At 39.2% G+C, this 19,140-nt stretch carries 20 protein-coding genes and 1 riboswitch; of the genes, 6 read left to right on the forward strand and 14 right to left on the reverse strand.

What is annotated here, in order from left to right:
- Positions 1 to 21 precede the first annotated feature (21 nt).
- The 3 genes from DIZ30_RS06135 to rpsO all read right to left on the reverse strand — a co-directional run bounded on the left by DIZ30_RS06135 (position 22) and on the right by rpsO (position 3,381).
- Positions 22 to 288, reverse strand: a complete 267-nt coding sequence (locus DIZ30_RS06135; RefSeq protein ID WP_002289280.1) for a GlsB/YeaQ/YmgE family stress response membrane protein — start codon at positions 286 to 288, stop codon at positions 22 to 24.
- A 509-nt stretch (positions 289 to 797) separates the two neighbouring features.
- Positions 798 to 2,924, reverse strand: coding sequence for a polyribonucleotide nucleotidyltransferase (pnp, locus tag DIZ30_RS06140; protein ID WP_061573545.1), 2,127 nt, complete (start codon positions 2,922 to 2,924; stop codon positions 798 to 800).
- Between the two features lie 187 nt (positions 2,925 to 3,111).
- A complete protein-coding gene (gene rpsO / locus DIZ30_RS06145) occupies positions 3,112 to 3,381 on the reverse strand; it encodes a 30S ribosomal protein S15 (protein ID WP_002289282.1) in 270 nt (89 codons plus the stop codon).
- A 250-nt stretch (positions 3,382 to 3,631) separates the two neighbouring features.
- On the opposite strand from rpsO, the gene def reads away from it, so the two are divergent.
- Positions 3,632 to 4,195, forward strand: coding sequence for a peptide deformylase (def, locus tag DIZ30_RS06150; protein ID WP_002289284.1), 564 nt, complete (start codon positions 3,632 to 3,634; stop codon positions 4,193 to 4,195).
- 252 nt (positions 4,196 to 4,447) lie between these two features.
- Here the strand turns inward: def and DIZ30_RS06160 are convergent, their stop codons facing one another.
- From DIZ30_RS06160 to DIZ30_RS06170, 3 genes are read right to left on the reverse strand one after another with little or no spacing between them, the layout of a single operon-like run.
- A complete protein-coding gene (locus DIZ30_RS06160) occupies positions 4,448 to 4,969 on the reverse strand; it encodes a transcription repressor NadR (RefSeq protein ID WP_002294232.1) in 522 nt (173 codons plus the stop codon).
- A gap of 2 nt (positions 4,970 to 4,971) precedes the next feature.
- Positions 4,972 to 5,814 (reverse strand): chorismate mutase, encoded by an 843-nt coding sequence (locus DIZ30_RS06165; protein WP_002294234.1) that lies wholly within the window; start codon positions 5,812 to 5,814, stop codon positions 4,972 to 4,974.
- Complete coding sequence (locus DIZ30_RS06170; RefSeq protein WP_002297083.1) at positions 5,807 to 6,532, reverse strand: NAD-dependent protein deacylase; 726 nt, start codon at positions 6,530 to 6,532, stop codon at positions 5,807 to 5,809. The genes DIZ30_RS06165 and DIZ30_RS06170 overlap by 8 nt, the downstream gene beginning before the upstream one ends.
- Before the next feature lie 175 nt (positions 6,533 to 6,707).
- Between DIZ30_RS06170 and DIZ30_RS06175 the strand changes: the two genes are divergently transcribed.
- The 4 genes from DIZ30_RS06175 to DIZ30_RS06195 all read left to right on the forward strand — a co-directional run bounded on the left by DIZ30_RS06175 (position 6,708) and on the right by DIZ30_RS06195 (position 11,434).
- Positions 6,708 to 7,004: a hypothetical protein gene (locus DIZ30_RS06175; protein ID WP_002293448.1), complete on the forward strand. Its 297-nt coding sequence runs from the start codon at positions 6,708 to 6,710 to the stop codon at positions 7,002 to 7,004.
- A 255-nt stretch (positions 7,005 to 7,259) separates the two neighbouring features.
- A riboswitch (Lysine riboswitch) is annotated at positions 7,260 to 7,434 on the forward strand.
- Positions 7,435 to 7,571: 137 nt separating this feature from the next.
- Entirely contained in the window at positions 7,572 to 9,164 is a 1,593-nt protein-coding gene (locus DIZ30_RS06185; protein WP_002297081.1) for an ABC transporter permease subunit, read from the forward strand.
- 12 nt (positions 9,165 to 9,176) lie between these two features.
- Positions 9,177 to 9,917 (forward strand): amino acid ABC transporter ATP-binding protein, encoded by a 741-nt coding sequence (locus tag DIZ30_RS06190; protein WP_002294240.1) that lies wholly within the window; start codon positions 9,177 to 9,179, stop codon positions 9,915 to 9,917.
- Between the two features lie 167 nt (positions 9,918 to 10,084).
- Entirely contained in the window at positions 10,085 to 11,434 is a 1,350-nt protein-coding gene (locus DIZ30_RS06195) for an amino acid permease (RefSeq protein WP_002294242.1), read from the forward strand.
- Between the two features lie 127 nt (positions 11,435 to 11,561).
- Here DIZ30_RS06195 and DIZ30_RS06200 read toward each other — a convergent pair whose 3' ends face one another.
- Entirely contained in the window at positions 11,562 to 12,152 is a 591-nt protein-coding gene (locus tag DIZ30_RS06200) for a TMEM175 family protein (protein WP_002297079.1), read from the reverse strand.
- Between the two features lie 146 nt (positions 12,153 to 12,298).
- On the opposite strand from DIZ30_RS06200, the gene brnQ reads away from it, so the two are divergent.
- On the forward strand, positions 12,299 to 13,651 hold the full coding sequence (brnQ, locus tag DIZ30_RS06205; RefSeq protein ID WP_002294246.1) for a branched-chain amino acid transport system II carrier protein: 1,353 nt from the start codon (positions 12,299 to 12,301) through the stop codon (positions 13,649 to 13,651).
- Positions 13,652 to 14,450: 799 nt separating this feature from the next.
- Here the strand turns inward: brnQ and DIZ30_RS06210 are convergent.
- The 7 genes from DIZ30_RS06210 to treR all read right to left on the reverse strand — a co-directional run bounded on the left by DIZ30_RS06210 (position 14,451) and on the right by treR (position 19,105).
- A complete protein-coding gene (locus DIZ30_RS06210; RefSeq protein WP_002289815.1) occupies positions 14,451 to 14,825 on the reverse strand; it encodes a hypothetical protein in 375 nt (124 codons plus the stop codon).
- A 158-nt stretch (positions 14,826 to 14,983) separates the two neighbouring features.
- Positions 14,984 to 15,424, reverse strand: a complete 441-nt coding sequence (locus tag DIZ30_RS06215) for a low molecular weight protein-tyrosine-phosphatase (protein WP_061573431.1) — start codon at positions 15,422 to 15,424, stop codon at positions 14,984 to 14,986.
- Positions 15,425 to 15,475: 51 nt separating this feature from the next.
- A complete protein-coding gene (locus tag DIZ30_RS06220) occupies positions 15,476 to 16,054 on the reverse strand; it encodes a TetR/AcrR family transcriptional regulator (RefSeq protein WP_002289813.1) in 579 nt (192 codons plus the stop codon).
- A 28-nt stretch (positions 16,055 to 16,082) separates the two neighbouring features.
- Entirely contained in the window at positions 16,083 to 17,084 is a 1,002-nt protein-coding gene (gene ruvB / locus DIZ30_RS06225) for a Holliday junction branch migration DNA helicase RuvB (protein WP_002289812.1), read from the reverse strand.
- A 12-nt stretch (positions 17,085 to 17,096) separates the two neighbouring features.
- Positions 17,097 to 17,699: a Holliday junction branch migration protein RuvA gene (ruvA, locus tag DIZ30_RS06230; RefSeq protein WP_002290528.1), complete on the reverse strand. Its 603-nt coding sequence runs from the start codon at positions 17,697 to 17,699 to the stop codon at positions 17,097 to 17,099.
- Between the two features lie 169 nt (positions 17,700 to 17,868).
- Complete coding sequence (gene msrB, locus DIZ30_RS06235; protein ID WP_002294252.1) at positions 17,869 to 18,315, reverse strand: peptide-methionine (R)-S-oxide reductase MsrB; 447 nt, start codon at positions 18,313 to 18,315, stop codon at positions 17,869 to 17,871.
- 76 nt (positions 18,316 to 18,391) lie between these two features.
- Positions 18,392 to 19,105, reverse strand: a complete 714-nt coding sequence (treR, locus tag DIZ30_RS06240) for a trehalose operon repressor (protein WP_002294254.1) — start codon at positions 19,103 to 19,105, stop codon at positions 18,392 to 18,394.
- Positions 19,106 to 19,140 lie beyond the last annotated feature (35 nt).

Genomic DNA, 19,140 nt, shown 5'->3' on the forward strand with positions numbered 1-19,140 from the left:
TGTCAACTTATTTGAATAAAATTATTCTTTCTTTGGACGTTCTCTGATACGTCTTGCCACAAATGAATAAAGAGCAAGGCAAAAAATTGCACCCAATAATGCTGGTATCAAATAAAAACCGCCGAGTTCCGGTCCCAGTGGTCCTAGTAAAAATTCGCCGAGCCAACTACCTAAAAAACCGATAATGATATTTCCAGATACGCCTCCCGGGACTTCCTTTCCTAAAATTGCGCCAGCTATCAAACCTAATATACCGCCGATAAATAACGACCATAAAAAATTCAGCATCTCCTTTCCCTCCTTTATCCATATTTCTCACTTTTATTTTACGCTTTATTCAGAAGGACTCCAAAAATATGCGCCAAGAAACTCCAGAAAAAAAGAAGTTGTAACAAAAGTGTTCAGCTTATTTCCGTAGAAGCTGCTTCTGGAACACCGTGAATCAGAGGTTGTGAAATCAGCGGTTTGACCTGAGTATTAGAGAAACAAACGGAAAAATAGTTCCTCATATTTTGCCGTTTTTTGAGCTAATATCGAGGGACAGCTGATTGAACATCGTTTATTGGAGAGGTTGTAAAAAAGCTGTTCTGCATCAAGTAATAAGAACAGCCAAGTAAAAACAGCTCCTAATGTTTTTAACTTGGCTGGACTTATTACCGCAGATGCAAGCTTTTGAACACCGTTTATTCGAAAAAAAAGGACTGTGACACGGCTTTTGTCACAGTCCCCTTTTTTCGAATAATTATTGTCCCCCTGTCACCTTCACGATCACAAGTACATTATTCCTATGAATTAAATTATTTTTCTTCATTTTTCGTTGAACCATCTTCGTTCAACATTGCTTTTCTTGACAGATTTACGCGTCCTTGTTTATCGATTTCAGTTACTTTCACAAGGATCTCATCACCTAGTTTAACAACATCTTCGACTTTATTGACACGATCGTTTGCTAATTGGGAAATATGGACAAGTCCATCTTTTCCTTTGATCAAGTTGACGAATGCACCGAATTTTTCGATACGGACAACTTTCCCTAGATAAACTTCACCAACTTTGACTTCTTTGGTCAAATCTTCGATGATCTTGATAGCTTTTTTGATCATTTCTGCATCAGCTGAAGCAATACTTACTTTTCCATCTTGATCGATATCGATTTTCACACCAGTTTCATCGATGATTCCGTTGATCGTATCGCCGCCTTTACCGATAACATCTTTGATTTTAGCAGGTTCGATCTGGATCATTTCGATTTTTGGTGCATATTGGCTTAATTCTTCACGTGGAGCAGCAATCGTTGAAGTCAATTCTTCTAAGATTTCCATACGTGCTTGTTTTGCTTGAGTTAATGCTTCAGTTAGGATTTGTTCTGTGATTCCTTGAATCTTGATATCCATCTGTAAAGCAGTGATACCATCTTTTGTACCGGCAACTTTAAAGTCCATATCGCCAAGATGATCTTCCAGCCCTTGGATATCAGTTAGGATCGTATAGTTTTCACCATCAGAAACAAGTCCCATCGCAATACCGGCGACTGGCGCTTTGATTGGTACACCTGCATCCATCAATGCTAATGTGCCAGCACAGATACTTGCTTGGGAAGAAGAACCATTTGATTCCAATACTTCTGCTACTAAACGGATCGTATAAGGAAATTCTTCTTCTGAAGGGATTACTTGTGCTAACGCACGTTCACCTAATGCGCCATGTCCGATTTCCCGACGCCCTGGAGAGCCTGCACGTCCTGTAGAACCAACAGAAAATTGAGGGAAATTGTAGTGGTGGATGAATCGTTTGCTGACTTCCACCCCTAAACCATCAATGATTTGGTGCTCTCCTAGAGGTGCGAGTGTACAAGCTGATAAAGCTTGTGTTTGTCCTCGTGTGAACAAACCTGATCCATGTACACGTGGCAATAAGCTGACCTCTGATGACAATGGACGGATTTCATCCAATTTACGCCCGTCAGGACGGATCTTATCGATGGTGATCAATTCACGTACGACATCTTTTTCAAGATCTTCTGTGATTTGTTTAACTTCTTTCAACAAGTGATCTTCATCTTCATGACCTGCAAATTTCTCAGCATAAGCTTCGCGGATATCGATCTTCACCTGCTCGATATTATCTTCGCGAGCAAGTTTTTCTTCAGTCATTACTGCTGCTTTCATTGTAGCGTAAGAAGCATCAAAGATTTCTTTTTTCAATACTTCATCAACTTGCAGTAAAGTCACTTCCATTTTTTCTTTCCCTACTGCTTGAACGATTTCTTCTTGGAAAGCAACTAACTCTTTGATAGCGTTAAAACCAAACAGCAATGCACCAAGCATGTCTTCTTCTGAAACTTCTTTCGCGCCGCTTTCAACCATATTGATGGCTTGTTTCGTTCCGGCAACAGTCAATTCGATATCTGTTTGTTCTGCTTGTTCTACTGTTGGATTCAAGACGTACTCGCCATTTACACGACCAACTTCTACGCCTGCGATTGGGCCGTCAAATGGGATATCTGAGATTGATAGTGCTAAAGAAGAACCTAGCATTGCTGCCATAGCTGGCGAGCAGTCTGTTTCTACACTCATCACGATGTTCGTTACTTGGACTTCATTACGGAAGCCTTCTGCAAACATCGGGCGAATTGGACGGTCGATCAAACGGGCAGTCAATGTTGCTTCCGTACTTGGACGGCCTTCTCGTTTGATGAAACCTCCAGGGATTTTCCCTGCTGCATACATTTTTTCTTCATAATTGATCGTTAATGGGAAAAAGTCTGTATCTTTTGCTTCTTTAGAGGCCACAGCTGCACTTAAGACTACTGTATCTCCATAACGGACTAAAACGGCTCCGTTTGCTTGTTTTGCTAGCTGACCGACTTCGATTTGTAAGGGACGGCCGCCCCATGTCGTTTTGAATACTTGTTTTTCTGACATAACTTCTCCTTTTCCTTCTCGTGAAAGCAAGACGCTACTAAACAAATGAAAACTGCCGAAAGCCGTCTTTTGAGCAGCTTTCATTTGGTTAGTAGGAGTCCATCTAGCTTGATCACGGAATTTTACTTAATTGATATATGAGTAAAAAAAGTGAGATTCATGTGAATCCCACTCTTTTTGACTAAAATTAACGACGCAAGCCTAAACGTTTGATCAATTCGCGGTAACGTTGAACGTCAGTTTTACGTAAGTAAGCTAACAAGTTACGGCGGTGACCAACTTTTTTCATTAGGCCGCGGTATGAATGATGGTCTTTTTTGTGCACGCGTGCATGTTCATTCAAGTGGTTGATTTCTTCAGTTAATACAGCGATTTGTACTTCTGGAGAACCAGTATCCCCTTCATGGCGAGCGTATTCGTTGATGATTTCATTCTTGCGTTCTTTTGAAATTGCCATTTCTTTCACCTCTTTCGATTATTCCCCTGCGACTGAGTAAAACGTTGGTGATTCGCTTAACCAAGTGGCAGGTCATGTGCCTAGAGCACACAGCTATACTTTACCTGAAACCGGGTTGAAAATCAAGTAGTTAATCATTAAGAAAAGGTAGTTTTCAAACAATCTTACTACTACTTTTCCATTTTTGTGGTAAACTATAATGCGAAAATAGACTTGAAACACAGTCTTTTAAGAAAGGGGTACATATTCCATGATTACAATGGATGATATCATTCGTGAAGGAAATCCGACCTTACGCGAAGTTGCAAAAGAAGTTTCTCTTCCATTAAGCGAAGAAGATATCTCTTTAGGAAAAGAGATGCTTGAGTTCTTAAAAAACAGCCAAGATCCAATCAAAGCTGAAGAACTACACTTACGAGGCGGTGTTGGCTTAGCTGCTCCTCAATTAGATATTTCTAAAAGAATCATTGCTGTTCACGTACCAAGTCCTGACCCAGAGGCAGATGGACCTTCTCTAAGTACTGTTATGTATAATCCTAAAATTTTGAGCCATTCTGTTCAAGATGCTTGTTTAGGGGAAGGTGAAGGCTGTTTATCTGTTGATCGAGAAGTACCAGGATATGTTGTTCGCCATGCCAAAATCACTGTGTCTTATTATGATATGAATGGTGAAAAACACAAGATTCGTTTGAAGAATTATGAATCGATCGTCGTTCAACATGAAATCGACCATATCAACGGTGTGATGTTCTATGACCACATCAACGATCAAAATCCATTTGCACTAAAAGAAGGCGTATTGGTGATCGAGTAGAGAATTGGCAGGTTCCTTCGATACTATGCTACAAGAAAGCTTTATAAAAAAGGGGAGTGCTCAAAAGCTGCACTTCCCTTTTTTATGTTTCTCCACTAATCGAAATTTAGATAGACATCTAGAAATCGCAATTCCAAAAAATTCTGTGTATTGGATACGCATCTTTTCTTATTTTTTCTTATTTCTTCCATATGGGTGTTTATCTCAGAGATGATAGAATAGTTTCTAGGATAAAAAGTAGCAGCTACGATGTTATCCTTCGTAGAGGATTCCTGCTTCAGCTAGTTTTTGTTTGATGTTTTTCAGCATATGCTTTTCTGGGTAGCGGATCGTATGCAGATGGATGCCGCCTGTTAATTCGGATAACAAAGTAGCATTACTTTTTTGATAACGTCTCATAAAGGAATCGATATCTTGTGGCGTTTTGATGTGCAAAGTTCCTGCTAACTCACCGTAAAGGGGATGTTCCACAATTACATCAATGATTTCACCACCATTTTCAACGATTAGTCTCAGTTCTTCTTCTGTTTGATCTTTTCCATGCTGGACAGCGATTTTACTGATGTGCCCAGTATTGGTTTCTTCTGTTTCGAGGATATAACCTCTTGCTGTTGCCACGATACTTTTACCTGCAGCTCGTAGTAAAGCAATATCGCCTACAATGATCTGACGGCTGACTCCAAAAGTTTTCGCAAACTTGCTAGCACTCACTGGTTTTTCTGTATTTGCCAAGGTTTGCATGATTTGTTTTCGCCGTGTCTCTCCTTCGATCACACTTATTCCTCCTTCATTTTGTTTTGGTATTCGCGCGAGTGTTTCATCAAATCAACATACGTGTCTGTTATTGTTTCCTTATATCCCTTATTTTTCAGCAGACTAACAACTTTATCCAATACTTGCTGCTCTCTTTTTGCATCATAAACTGCTTGGTTTTCTTCTTTTTTCACTTGTCCTATTTTAGTTACCGTATCCATTCTTTTTTCTAATAAAGCAACCAACTCTCGATCGATCATATCGATCTTATGACGTAATGTTTCAAGAGACTCTTCTGTTAGTTCTTCCTCTACTGTCTTGATGATACGAGCAGGATTTCCTGCAATCACTACATTGTCGGGAAAAGATTTGGTCACAACCGAACCTGCGCCGACTACTACGTTGTCCCCTAGAGTGACACCCGGCGTGACGATAACTCCTCCGCCTAACCAAACATTATTACCGATTTTAATGGGTTTTGCGTACTCCAGACCGCTGTTACGTTTCACTGGATGTAGTGGATGCGTCGCCGTGTAAAGCTGGACATTCGGAGCGAACATGCAGTTATCACCGATTTCAATCGTGCTGACATCTAAAAATGTACAATTGAAATTTGCATAAAAATTCTCCCCAACAAATATATTATATCCGTAATCAAAATTGATAACTGGCTCCATATAGATTTTTTTCCCTGTACGGCCAAAAGTCTCTTTCAACAATTGGGATCGCAGTTCCGCTGATTCTGCTTGGTTGATGATTTGGCTTTGACTTCTTGCAAACATACGGTCGGCAACCAGCTCAGGATCATTGGCAAAATAAAGCTCGCCTGCAATCATTTTTTCTTTTTCGGTTTTGAATTCAGTCATAATCTGCTCCTAATTCTTGTATTTTTTTGAAAACAACCGCTCCGTCTTCTTGAATAAACGTATAAGGCTCCGCTAAATAAACAGGCGTTTGATTGATTACTAAGATTTTGGCTGACGGCTGGCGAAACTGTACCAGATCACAAAACGGATGAACTTGAAAACTCGTTCCAACAATGACGATCAGCTCTGCTTGGCTGACGGCATAAGCCGCCTGCTCCATGACTCCATCTTGAAACCCTTCACCATATAACACGATGTCTGGGCGTATTTGTCCTCCGCATGCTTGATGTTTGTCGCTGTGAAGATATTCTTTCCAGTCTACCGTTTGTTGACATTTTCGACAATGACATTGATACAGACTCCCATGAAAATTGACGAGTTGCGGGCTTTTAGCCTTTGCGTGCAAACCGTCGATGTTTTGGGAAACAACCCAAACATTTTTTTCTTTCGCTAGATGTGCTATTTCCAAATGAATGATATTGGGTTTTGCTTCAGGATGATAAATCTTTTTGACAAATTGATAGAATTTATCCGGTTCATTCACCATTGCTTGATGACTCAGCAAGTATTCCGGCTGCTCCATCCCGTGGTAGATTCCTGACAAAGATCGATAGTCTGGCACTCCAGAAGGTGTGGATACCCCTGCACCGGTCAAAAATGTAATTTGCTGATAAGCTAATATCTCTTTTGCTGCTTCGTCTACTGTTAATTGTTTCATGTTTTGTCACCTCACTTTCCATTATAGCCCATACTCGAACAAATTTATTGTTGAAAAGTCAGAAAAATGGGAATAAAAAAGTGTTATGGGCATTTGAGCAATTTATCACAATGTTCACTGACAAAAGAATGAAAACGTGTTACAATACTGCTGTATAAAAGTGAGGTGAATCGATATGTTACCATTCTTTATTTATTGGGGCGTTATTCTGGCTTGTATCGCCTGGTTAGCGTTAAGCGTTTATTTCTCTGTTTTTTATCTTGTACGCAAAGAAAATGGAAATCTTTGGGCTTTTGCTTTATTCAACGTGATTGCCGCAATTGTTTTAGCCATTACATTAGCCGTATATCGAACATGGGGCTGGGGAATCACCCAATACTCAAGTTTGATTTATCTAATATTAGCCATTTATGGCGTCGTTGTTCTTTTGCAAGCGATCCTAGGACGTGAGCCAAAGAAAGCGGCAGCTTAAATGATCGAGATGGAACTGGACACAGGAAATTTTCTGTTCTAGTTCTTTTTTTATTGTATTACATACATTTTTGTGTATAATTATACTATCGTTTGCAATGGATAGATGATTCACATTTTGATTGTTTTTTCGGTAAAAGTAAAGATTTCTATATTTATCAGTATTTTTTCAAAAACCAGCAGTTATAGATTGACAAAGCCTCTCGAGTATCGTAAACTTTTTTTGTATAAATAACTGAATACGAGATGCCTCAATCAATGAGGTAGAGGTCGCGAGAATCATTAACCCTGTGGAGTGAAGCAAACATGGAGAAGCAGGAATAGGGAGGATCGCCGAAATGTGCACTTTTTTGCTTGGAGTGTATGTTGGGACGCAAGTTAAGAGCTTGCGGACTGTCTTAGCAGTGATGCTAAGTTGCGCTATGTTTTGTGAGAGGTTTATCACCTTATGGAATTTTAGCGGCCTTTTTATATCTATAAATCGGTCGCTTTTTATTTTTTCAGATAAAGCTTTACCGCATTTCATCTAGACCGCTCGTGTATCATATAATCAGAAAGGGAGAAAAAAATGAAAAAAAATATGGTTTCAGTTGCCGTACTATTTGCTTTTGTCTTCTCACTATTCAGTGTGGGATCTCTGGCAAATGCAGATGAAAAAACACCGAGCGATGAGTTTCGCGTAGGTATGGAGGCTGGGTATGCACCCTTCAACTGGTCTCAACAAACAGATGAGAATAATGCCTTGCCAATTCAAGGCCAAAATAGTTACGCCGGCGGTTATGATGTTCAAATCGCTAAAAAAGTAGCAGATGGTTTAGGGAAAAAATTAGTCATCGTCCAAACGAAATGGGATGGTCTGGCTCCTGCCCTTCAATCAGGCAAGATCGACGCGATCATCGCCGGAATGAGCCCTACTGCTGAACGACGAAAAGAAATTGATTTTACCGATCCTTATTACGAATCACAATTAGTAGTAGTAGTTCAAAAAGATAGCAAATATGCAAAAGCAAAAAGTTTAGCAGATCTTTCTGGAGCAAAGATCACTGCTCAGTTAAATACATTCCACTATACTGTGATCGATCAGATACCAGATGTGCAGAAACAACAAGCAATGGATAATTTCTCAGCAATGAGAACAGCTTTAGCTTCTGGAATGATCGATGGTTATGTCAGCGAACGTCCGGAAGGTGTAACGGCAACTAGTGTGAACAAAGACTTGGAAATGCTTGAATTCAGCGGTGCAGATGGCTTCCAGACAAACCCGGAAGATGTTCAGATTTCTGTTGGTATGCGTAAAGGCGACCCGGATATCCAAAAAGTAAACCAGATTCTTTCTGGCATCTCTAACGATGAACGAACCAAAATTATGGACCAAGCAGTCAAAGATCAGCCTGCTGCAACTGATAGTGAAGAAAAACCTGGCATCATTTCTGATTTCACTACGATTTGGAAACAATACGGCAATATGTTCTTACGAGGTGCTGGACTTACCTTGTTCATCGCATTGATCGGAACAGTTGTCGGTACTACACTTGGATTACTGATTGGTGTCTTCCGTTCGGTACCTGAATCAGGAAATGCACTGACTCGCTTCTTCCAAAAAATCGGAAATGCACTTCTTTCTATCTATGTCGAAGTATTCCGCGGAACACCGATGATGGTACAAGCAATGGTCATCTTCTACGGTCTGGCACTCGCTTTTGGCATTTCATTGAACCGAACGATTGCCGCTTTGTTTATTGTCTCTCTCAATACTGGAGCTTACATGACAGAGATCGTTCGTGGGGGGATTTTTGCAGTAGATGAAGGGCAGTTCGAAGCTGCGCAAGCCATTGGTATGACCCATGGCCAAACGATGAGAAAAGTTGTTATTCCACAAGTTTTACGGAATATCTTGCCAGCAACAGGAAATGAGTTTGTTATCAATATCAAAGATACAGCAGTTTTAAGTGTAATCGGCGTAGCTGATTTGTTCTTCCAAGGAAACTCTGCTTCCGGTGCGAATTTCCAATTCTTCCAAACATTTACGATCGTCGGGATCATCTACTTAGTCATGACCTTTACGATCACCAGAATCCTGCGGGCGGTAGAAAAGAAAATCGATGGTCCTTCAGCTTATACCAAGCTTGAAGAAATCGACAATTCAAATTTGCAGGAATAAGGAGGAAGAATCATGAATGAAAAAATTATTGAAATCAAACATCTAAGAAAAAGCTTCGGTGAAAATGAAGTATTGAAAGATATCAGCGTAACAGTCAATAAAGGTGAAGTTGTGACGATCATCGGTTCTTCCGGTTCTGGTAAATCTACTTTCTTGCGCTGTATCAATTTACTGGAAAAACCAACAGGCGGCGAGATCATTTATAATGGAGAAAATGTATTAGCTCCTAAATATAATTTACCTAAATATCGAACGAATCTAGGTATGGTTTTCCAATCCTTCAACCTGTTCAACAATATGAATGTCTTGGAAAACTGTATGTCTGGTCAAACAACTGTCCTGAAACGAGATAAAGAAACTGCCAAAAAAGTAGCAATCGAAAATCTGGAAAAAGTTGGTATGGATCGTTATATCGAAGCCAAACCAGCACAATTATCTGGTGGACAGAAACAGCGTGTCGCAATTGCTCGGGCATTATCAATGAATCCAGATGTATTGCTATTCGACGAACCTACTTCGGCGTTAGACCCTGAAATGGTTGGCGAAGTGCTTAATACGATCAAAGACTTAGCACATACTGGCTTGACAATGCTTATCGTGACGCATGAGATGGAATTTGCAAAAGATGTATCTGACCGTGTCATTTTTATGGATAAAGGTGTGATTGCAGAAGAAGGTACACCAGAAGATATCTTTGTCCATCCGAAAGAAGAACGTACAAAAGAATTCCTTTCACGTATTTTAAATGCTTAGGATCAATAGCTGATTGGGACAAAGAGCTGCGGTGTTTACCGCAGTTCTTTTTTATGAATTACTCATAAAAGGTAAATTTCTGAAAATTTTGGAATCTTAGTTGTGTTTTTCAGAAAACTCTCTTAATATGGAAGTAATTAAACTTTTTTAGTTAGGATGATTTAAAAATGAATGAAGAGCAAGAACTGCAGCGTGGACTGAAAAATAGACATGTCCAACTGATTTCTATTGGCGGAGCGATTGGAACGGGGTTGTTTTTAGGTTCCGGAAAGTCTATCCAGCTAGCTGGCCCTTCGATATTGCTCGCCTATCTTATTACTGGATGCATCTGTTTTTTCATTATGCGTGCGTTAGGCGAACTTCTGTTATCAAACACCAATAACCATTCTTTTCTGGATTTTGTTGCAGAATATCTTGGCAAAAAAGCGGCTTTCATCACTGGCTGGACGTATTGGTTCTGCTGGGTATCGATTGCAATGGCCGATTTAACAGCCATCGGAATGTATGTACGCTACTGGGCGCCTGGTGTTCCTCAGTGGCTTCCTGAACTGATTGCATTAGGTCTTCTTCTTTGCTTGAATATGGTGGCTGTCTCATTGTTTGGTGAGTTAGAGTTTTGGTTTGCATTGATCAAAGTTGTAGCGATCATTGCCTTTATCCTCGTAGGAGCTTATATGATCCTCACCCACTATACGACAGATATTGGCACAGCCAGTATCACGAATCTATGGTCTCATGGCGGATTCTTTCCAACTGGTGCAAAAGGATTTATCTTAGCTTTCCAAATGGTAACCTTTGCTTTTGCTGGGATAGAATTAGTTGGATTAGTCGCTGGAGAAACAGAAAATCCTGAAAAAGTGTTGCCGGAAGCTATCAATAATATTCCTATCAGGATCATCTTATTTTACTTAGGATCTCTTTTTGTCATTATGGCAATCTATCCATGGAACAGCTTGAATCCAGATAACAGTCCATTTGTAGAAGTATTTTCGGAAATTGGGATCACGATTGCTGCTTCCTTGATCAATTTAGTCGTATTAAGTGCAGCAGCTTCTGCCTGCAACAGTGCAATATATAGTACAGGACGTATGCTTCGTTCTTTAGCGCAAGAAGGCAGTGCCCCTAAAAAATTCAAAAAGTTAACAACACATCATGTGCCAGGGAATGCTTTGACATTTTCTACTATCGTCATTTTCATTTCTGTTATCTTGAATTACGTGATGCCTAGTGAAGTATTCACACTAGTAAGCAGTATTGCCACTACTTGTTTCTTGTTTATCTGGAGTATGCTTGTCTACACGCACATGAAATATCGTAAAAGTATCCTCGGCAAAAAAGCTCATTCATTTAAAATGCCGTTGTACCCATTTAGTAATTATCTGGTATTTCTTTACATGGCCTTTGTGTGTGTCGTCTTGTTCCTAGGAAAAGATACGAGAATCGCTTTATTACTAACACCTGTGTGGTTCTTGCTTCTATTACTAATCTATCATATGAAATATGAACGTAAGAAGTAAGAAAGTAGTTGTGACAGAAGTGGTCAGCTTCGAGAAATAAGAAGGAATTTACGAAAATTGCTTCTTAAATTTTTGTGAAATTTCGGCTTATTTCTTGGAGTTAAAAGCTTCTGTCCCAGCCTCTTTTCTATTTCCCCGGAAACAACCGCTGATAATAGGCATCTGCTTTTTTATAGGAAAAAATCCAAATACCAGATACAAAAAAACGTCCGAATAACCCGATCAACGGTACAAAAAAGACACCGGCAATCAAGCATAAGTTAATCATCATGGAGATAAGACTTCGACGGTCCTTTGACAAAACTCTCACGACATGGGAATCTGGTTTATTTGCTTTCATGATTTGCCTCATCAAGATACCAAAAGAAAAACTCCACATCGTGTATACTAAGACATAAGCCATCTCAGGCCAAAAAGCTTCAGGGTTACGCCCGACCCAACTAGTAACAGAAGGACATAAAGTCAGCCAAAAGAGCAAAAAGATATTCGACCAGACCACTCGGTAATTAATTCGTTCTGCCATCTGAAATATACGATGATGGTTCACCCAGATCACCGCAACAAATATAAAGCTGATGGTATAAGCTAATAATGTATTTCGGATGACCCATAAAGAATGAAAGCTAGATGTATTAGGGATCTTGATCTCTAATACAAGAACTCTCAAAACAATGGCTACCACTCCATCAGTAAATGCTTCTAATCTCGACTTTGTCACGATGATTCCTCCTCAGATGATTCAGCGCTTTTATTTTATCACTTACGTTATTAAATAACCATCGTTTTATATAGGAAATTTTCTGAAAATTGTTGCATATTTTTCGAAATTTTGTTACTTTTAAAAAAACCGTAAAGGAGTTATGTATGACAAAAAAATTATCATTTAAAGACTATCTTTTTATAGGCTCCATGCTTTTCGGTCTATTTTTTGGTGCTGGAAATCTTATCTTTCCCGTTCATTTGGGTCAAGAAGCAGGCGCTGCTACCTTTTGGGCGAATCTAGGTTTCTTGGTTACCGGTATCGGTCTTCCCTTCTTAGGGGTGATTGCCATTGGTGTATCGAAAAGCTCAGGTGTATATGAATTAGCAAAACGGATAAATCAAACATATGCGATGGTTTTTACCATCTTGCTTTACTTAGTTATCGGACCGTTTTTTGCTTTACCTCGCCTTGCAACCACATCTTTCGAGATTGGTTTAGCACCATTTATCGATCCTAGCAGACAGACGCTATATCTAGCAATTTTCAGTATTGTATTTTTTGTGCTGGCTTGGTGGTTTTCAAGAAAACCGACAAAGATATTAGATTATGTTGGAAAGTTCCTGAATCCTGCATTTTTGGTTTTATTAGGTGCTTTGCTTCTCCTTGCTTTTTTGAATCCACTAGGTTCTGTAAATCAAGCGCCTATTCAGCCAAATTATCAAGAGCATGCTTTTTTCACAGGGTTTACTCAAGGATATAACACATTAGATGCGCTTGCTGCTTTAGCATTTGGGATCATCATTGTCACAACAATCCAAAACATGGGTGTAACAAAACCTGCTGAAATCGCTAAAGACACGATCAAATCTGGTGCGATCAGCATTATATTGATGGGAATCATTTATACTTTGCTCGCTTATTTAGGTGCTATGAGCTTAGGTAGCTTTGCTCTAAGTGAAAATGGCGGGATCACGCTGGCTCAGATTGCTGATCATTATTTAGGTACTTATGGCAGTATCTTATTAGCATTTATCGTTATATTAGCTTGCTTGAAGACCGGTATTGGTTTGATTACAGCTTTTGCAGAAACATTCACAGATTTGTTTCCGCAAAGAAATTACGCATTCTTTGTTGCACTTGCTAGTATCCTTCCTTGTTTAGCGGCAAACGTAGGCTTGACGAATATCATTCAATTTTCGTTGCCTGTTTTGATGTTCATCTATCCATTAGCAATGACACTGATTTTACTAGTGTTAGTTGGTCCTTTGTTTAAGCAGCGTACGGCTGTTTATCGAATGACTACTTATTTTACATTGATTGCTTCGATTTTTGATGGGTTGAACGCTTGCCCAGAAACTATCAAACAAACACCTATTGTTCAAAATCTTTTATATGTTGCGGAAAGCTACTTGCCGTTTTTCAAATTGGGGATGGGGTGGATCGTACCAGCAGTTATCGGTTTTGTTATCGGACTGATTTGGAGTTTCGCTAAGAAAGAAGAAGTAGCAGATTGATAAAAGAGGTTGTGAAAGAGACGTTCAGCCTTATTGCCGATAGGCTGTCTCTTGAACACTGTTTATTGAGAGGTCGTGAAAAAGCCGCTCAGTTTCGAGTATTAAGAAATATTTTTTGAAAATGGCTTCTCACATTTTTGCATAAATTTGACTTAATACCGAGAAACTGACTTTTGAACACCGTTTATTGAGAGGTCGTGAAAAAGCCGCTTAGTTTCAAGTATTAAGAAATATTTTGTGAAAATGGCTTCTCACATTTTTGCATAAATTTGACTTAATACCGAAAAACTGGCTTTTGAACACCGTTTATTGAGCGTCTATAAACTGACCTGAGTATTAGAGAAACAAAACGGCAAAGTAGCTCCATATACTTTGCCGTTTTGTTTTGAACTAATACCGAAGAGAAGCTGATCAAACAACATTTCTTTTATAATATAGATTTTAGACATATATATGATATAAAAATAGTTTTCGCAAAAAAACTTAACAACTTTCGAAAACTTTCGTCACAAAATATTCACAACTAATGACTATTATATAAGCATACCAACAAACAACCCTAACAACACTTTTTCATTTTTAACTCCTTATCCTGCTAGCTCCCCGGCTAGCAGGACCTTTTTTTATCAAAAAAACTTGTACCATCCAATCGATTCAACTAATCAACCGAATGCTGTCATGCTATGATACTCATCCTAAAACGTTCCGTTTTACTGATATCAGCTTAAAGCATTCGGTTATTTTTGATTAGTAATGATTGATGGTACAAGCTCATACGTGCTTTTCTATCTGGTATAAATTATTTTGATAACCGTTCCTGTTCCCCTGCTGGTGAAAGGATTGTTATTTTTTCAATTTGTTCTACAGGAACCATCCGGATCTGCTGCTCTTCGTTTTGTAGGCGGATCATCACTCGGTCTTTTTCGACCGTTTTTGTCGCCACCCAGCCTGAGATCGTTTCATACTTGCTACTCAAACGATTTGCTCTTACTTGTAAGATAACTAGACTATGTTCAGTAGCAGCTTTTTGCAGCTCAAGAATAAACTTTCCTTGCAATCGTACATTCTTAGCATGTTCTTCAGTGTCATTTACAAAAGAATCAAAAAGTTGATACGAAGTATGAGTAACTAACTTCGTAAGCTTCTTCATTGGCGATACTGTCTCTTCGTTCATCGAATGCACTCCTCCTTTAGCTAAGAAAGTGTTACTTAATTAATTTTATTTTACCTAACATTTTACAAAAAAACAAGGAAATGCTCTAACATCGCCTTAAAAAGAAAGCGTTAACTTTACAAATTGTTTGTTATTTTATTTTCATCAATCCAAATATTCTACCAATGATTCAGGCCTTCTGTGATCAAGTGATATGTCTCATCAAAGTTATTGGTATAGTATGGGTCGGGAACATTTTCTTTTTCTTTTCCAGGAATGCTACTTAAAAACAAATGGATTTTCCCCTGCGCTGAGCGTGGTGCTCTTCGTTTCAGTTCTTCTACATTTTCTTGATCCATGCCAATGATCCAATCAAAAGTTTCAAAATCGTGGGGTGTGATTTGCCGAGCAACCATATTCGTCATATCTACTTTTTCTTGGTTTAATATTTTTTTCGTTCCAGGGTGCGGTGTCTTTCCAACTTCATACGTGCTTGTAGCAGCAGAATCCACAAAAAATTCTGCTTCCCTTCCTTCTAATGCTATTCGTTTTCTCAGCAAGCCTTCTGCCATCGGTGAACGGCAAATATTTCCCAAACAAACAAATAAAATTTTTGTCATTTCCCCATCTCCTTTTAGCGATCATTGCTTTTCCAACAAAAAATTTTTCTATTACTGTTCTTCCAACTCTTCTTTTGCATAAAGACGATAAGAATATAATTCCGTATCCTTGGCTAAACGGAAAAGCTGCATAGCGATTTCCATCGGTGTTTCTTCATATTCATTCGTGATCCAATTGACTAATACACCACTGCAACCGTAAGAAAAAAAACGAGCATAAAATAGTTTGTCTCTTGCAGAAAGTTGTCTTTCTTCATCCATTTGTTCAAAAATCTTGATAAATGATTTTTGGATCAGTTGAGAAAACTCTTTTTGTAAAATTTCTGGGTCAGAAAGCACAGTATTTGCATAAAATTCTTTCTTCTCAGCAATTGCTTTCAGCATTTTCAATGCTTGCTCTTCCCAATTATCAAGTGAAAGACATTGTGGATCTAAATAATGCAATGCATCCTCACAATAGACCCAACGAAGCAAATCGTATTTATCTGTAAAATGATAATAAAATGTTTGTCGATTGATTTTTGCTTCATTTGCGATTTTTTGGACGCTGATTTTTCGAAAAGATTGCGTTTGGCACAAATCAATCAATACGTTTTTGATCAATTGTTTCGTACGTGTTGTATCACTCATTCATTTTCCTCCAATCTAAAAGCAAAAATCATATATGATAGTCGTAACCAAAATGTTCATAGGCATAAGCAGTAGCAATTCGCCCTCTAGGTGTACGCTTTAAAAATCCTTTTTGGATCAGATACGGTTCATACATATCTTCTACCGTCTCACGCTCTTCTCCTATGTTTACTGAAAGCGTACTTAATCCTACTGGTCCGCCGCCATATAACTCGATCATTGTTCGCAACAATTTCTGGTCAACATAATCCAATCCAGCCTGATCGACCTGTAGCAAAGTAAGTGCCTGATCCGCTATAGGACGATCGATTTTCCCGTCTCCTTGGACTTGCGCAAAATCACGAACCCGTTTGAGCAAGCGATTAGCGATTCTAGGCGTTCCTCGTGATCGGCGAGCAATTTCCAATGCCCCTTCTTCAATGATCTCTGTTTGAAAAATATCCGAAGAACGTAAAACGATCTCCTGCAGATCCTGTTCGTCATAATATTCCATATGAGAAATGATGCCAAATCGATCTCGTAAAGGTGCAGAAAGCATACCTGCCCGTGTCGTCGCGCCAATCAAAGTAAAGGGAGGAAGAGGGAAATGAACCGGATGTGCGGTTGGCCCTTGTCCTACCATGATATCTACATAGAAATCTTCCATAGCTGAATAAAGCATCTCTTCTACCACTCTAGGTAATCGATGGATCTCATCGATAAACAGGACATCCCCTGCTTCCAGTTCATTCAAGATTGCTACTAAGTCACCCGGACGTTCGATAGCAGGGCCACTCGTCGTACGAATATTTACGGTCATCTCATTAGCAATGACCATGGCCATCGTCGTTTTTCCTAATCCAGGAGGCCCGTACAACAGAACATGATCTAAAGGTTCTTCCCGATTTCTGGCAGCTTCGATGTAAATCTGAAGTTCTTGTTTGACTTTTCTCTGTCCGATATATTGAGAAAGCAGCTGTGGTCGAAGAGATTTTTCCAAACTCAGTTCATTTTCGCCAGATTCTGGTGATAACAAGTATTCATCTGTCATTTGGTCTCCTCCTTATTTTTTCATCATTAGCTTGAGTGCTTGGCGTAGATACTCATCCGTTGTCTGATTATCTACTTCTTTTAATTGTTTTTCTACACGTTTGATTTCTCGATCACTGTAACCAAGAGCCGAGAGAGCTTCCATTGCTTCAGATAGAGCTGTAGCGTCTTTTGTGTTTGCTTCATCAAATAGACTAAAAGGTGTATCGATACTCAGCTCACCGAATTTTCCTTTTAGATCCAAGATCATTTGTTGTGCTGTCTTTTTCCCTACTCCTGGAAATTTCGTCAAATAAGTGACATCACTGGATTCTACTGCTTGAATCAAACCGGAGTGGTCTTCGCTTGCCATGATTGCAAGGGCACTTTTCGGACCGATTCCTGAAACACTTACTAATCGCAAAAACAGTTGCTTTTCTTCTAGCGAATCAAATCCATACAGAAGATGCGCATCTTCACGTATTACCTGATGGACATAAATTTTTATTTTTTGATTTAGTTTGCTACTGTAGCGGTAAGGATTTCCTAGTGCAATCTGGTAGCCGATACCATTGGTTTCTACTACTATGTAATAGGGGTTGATAAAGGTAACCACACCTGTCAGATATTCATACATATTCTAGTCCTCTTTCTTTTGCACACATACGTTCCCTTTATTGTAGCACATTTCACCTTGTGAAAAAAGGAGTCTGGGGAGCGTTTCTTTCAAATAGCAATCGCTTGAATAAAAAAAGAGCGGACGATCGAGTAAATCCCCGTATTGTACCGCTCTTTGTGTATTTCCATTATTCTACAAGTGATTTGAATTCCCCATAACCTAATTCATCCATCTTTTCATATGGAATGAATTTCAGTGAGGCAGAATTGATGCAGTAACGTAGACCACCTTGATCTACTGGTCCATCGGTAAACACATGTCCGAGATGAGAATCTGCTTCTTTGCTTCGAACTTCTATTCGATGCATGCCATGAGAAAAATCGGCTTTTTCGCGCACTTGTCTTTTCGTTATTGGTTTGCTGAATGATGGCCAGCCACAACCTGCATCATATTTTTCTGCAGAGCTGAATAACGGTTCACCGCTGACGATATCTACATAGATCCCCTTTTCGTAAAAATCATCATATTTCCCGCTAAATGGTCGTTCTGTTGCATTTTCTTGTGTGACTGCATAAGCCATGGGTGATAACTTTTCTTTCAGTTCTTCTTTTTCTGGTCTTATTGGTTTATCCATTAAAAATGCCCCCTTTGTGATCCTATCATAGCGCCAAAGTGGACAGATGCCAACAATTTGCTTTCTTTTGAACTATTTACACTTTTCGGCGTCGGGCAAACTCAACGAAACGGAATTTATCTAATCGGTGAACCGACTCAGAATACTCGAAACAGCGGGTATCTTCCAGATGAACGAGGCTTCTGACTACTACTGCATAAGTGTCATCGTGAAGATCCATCGCTGTTTTCATGATTTCCGTTACTTCTTCTACTGTGATCTCCTTTTGCGCGTAAGCAATCGTCAAAGAAAGCTCATTTTCAAAATATTCATAGATCGATCCTTGTGCTTGTGCTGGAGTTAAAATAGGAACGATTTCCTTTAATAGATAATCGGTGTCTAATATAACTACTTCGCCATTGATTTTTCTTTCGCGTATCAAATGCCAAACAGGCGCACCGATCTCCCAGCCAGTGATCTCGTTCAATGCTTTTGTCACTTCTGTTTCTTCTAACGTATGGATGATCGTTTCACTTGGAATACGTTGGGTCTCCTGTAGCTCTTTATAGCTAGTCAATCCAGAAATAGGAAAGTCGAAGCGATTCCGATCCAGTACGATCGAACCTTTTCCTTGTTTTTTTTGAATATAACCTTCCGTAGTCAAAAGATTCAGCGCTTTTCTAATTGTTTCTCGTGAAACACCATAAATTTTGATCAATTGGTTCTCACTGGGTAAAAGCGAATGCGGAGGATATTCTTTCGCTAAAATTTTCTGTTCCAAATCTAAAAAAATTTCATTGAACTTATTCATGTTTTTTCCCTCACTCGTTCTTCCATCATTTCTTC

Origin of the sequence: Enterococcus sp. H57 (assembly GCF_003112495.1) — a bacterium.
Lineage (GTDB): Bacteria > Bacillota > Bacilli > Lactobacillales > Enterococcaceae > Enterococcus_B > Enterococcus_B faecium.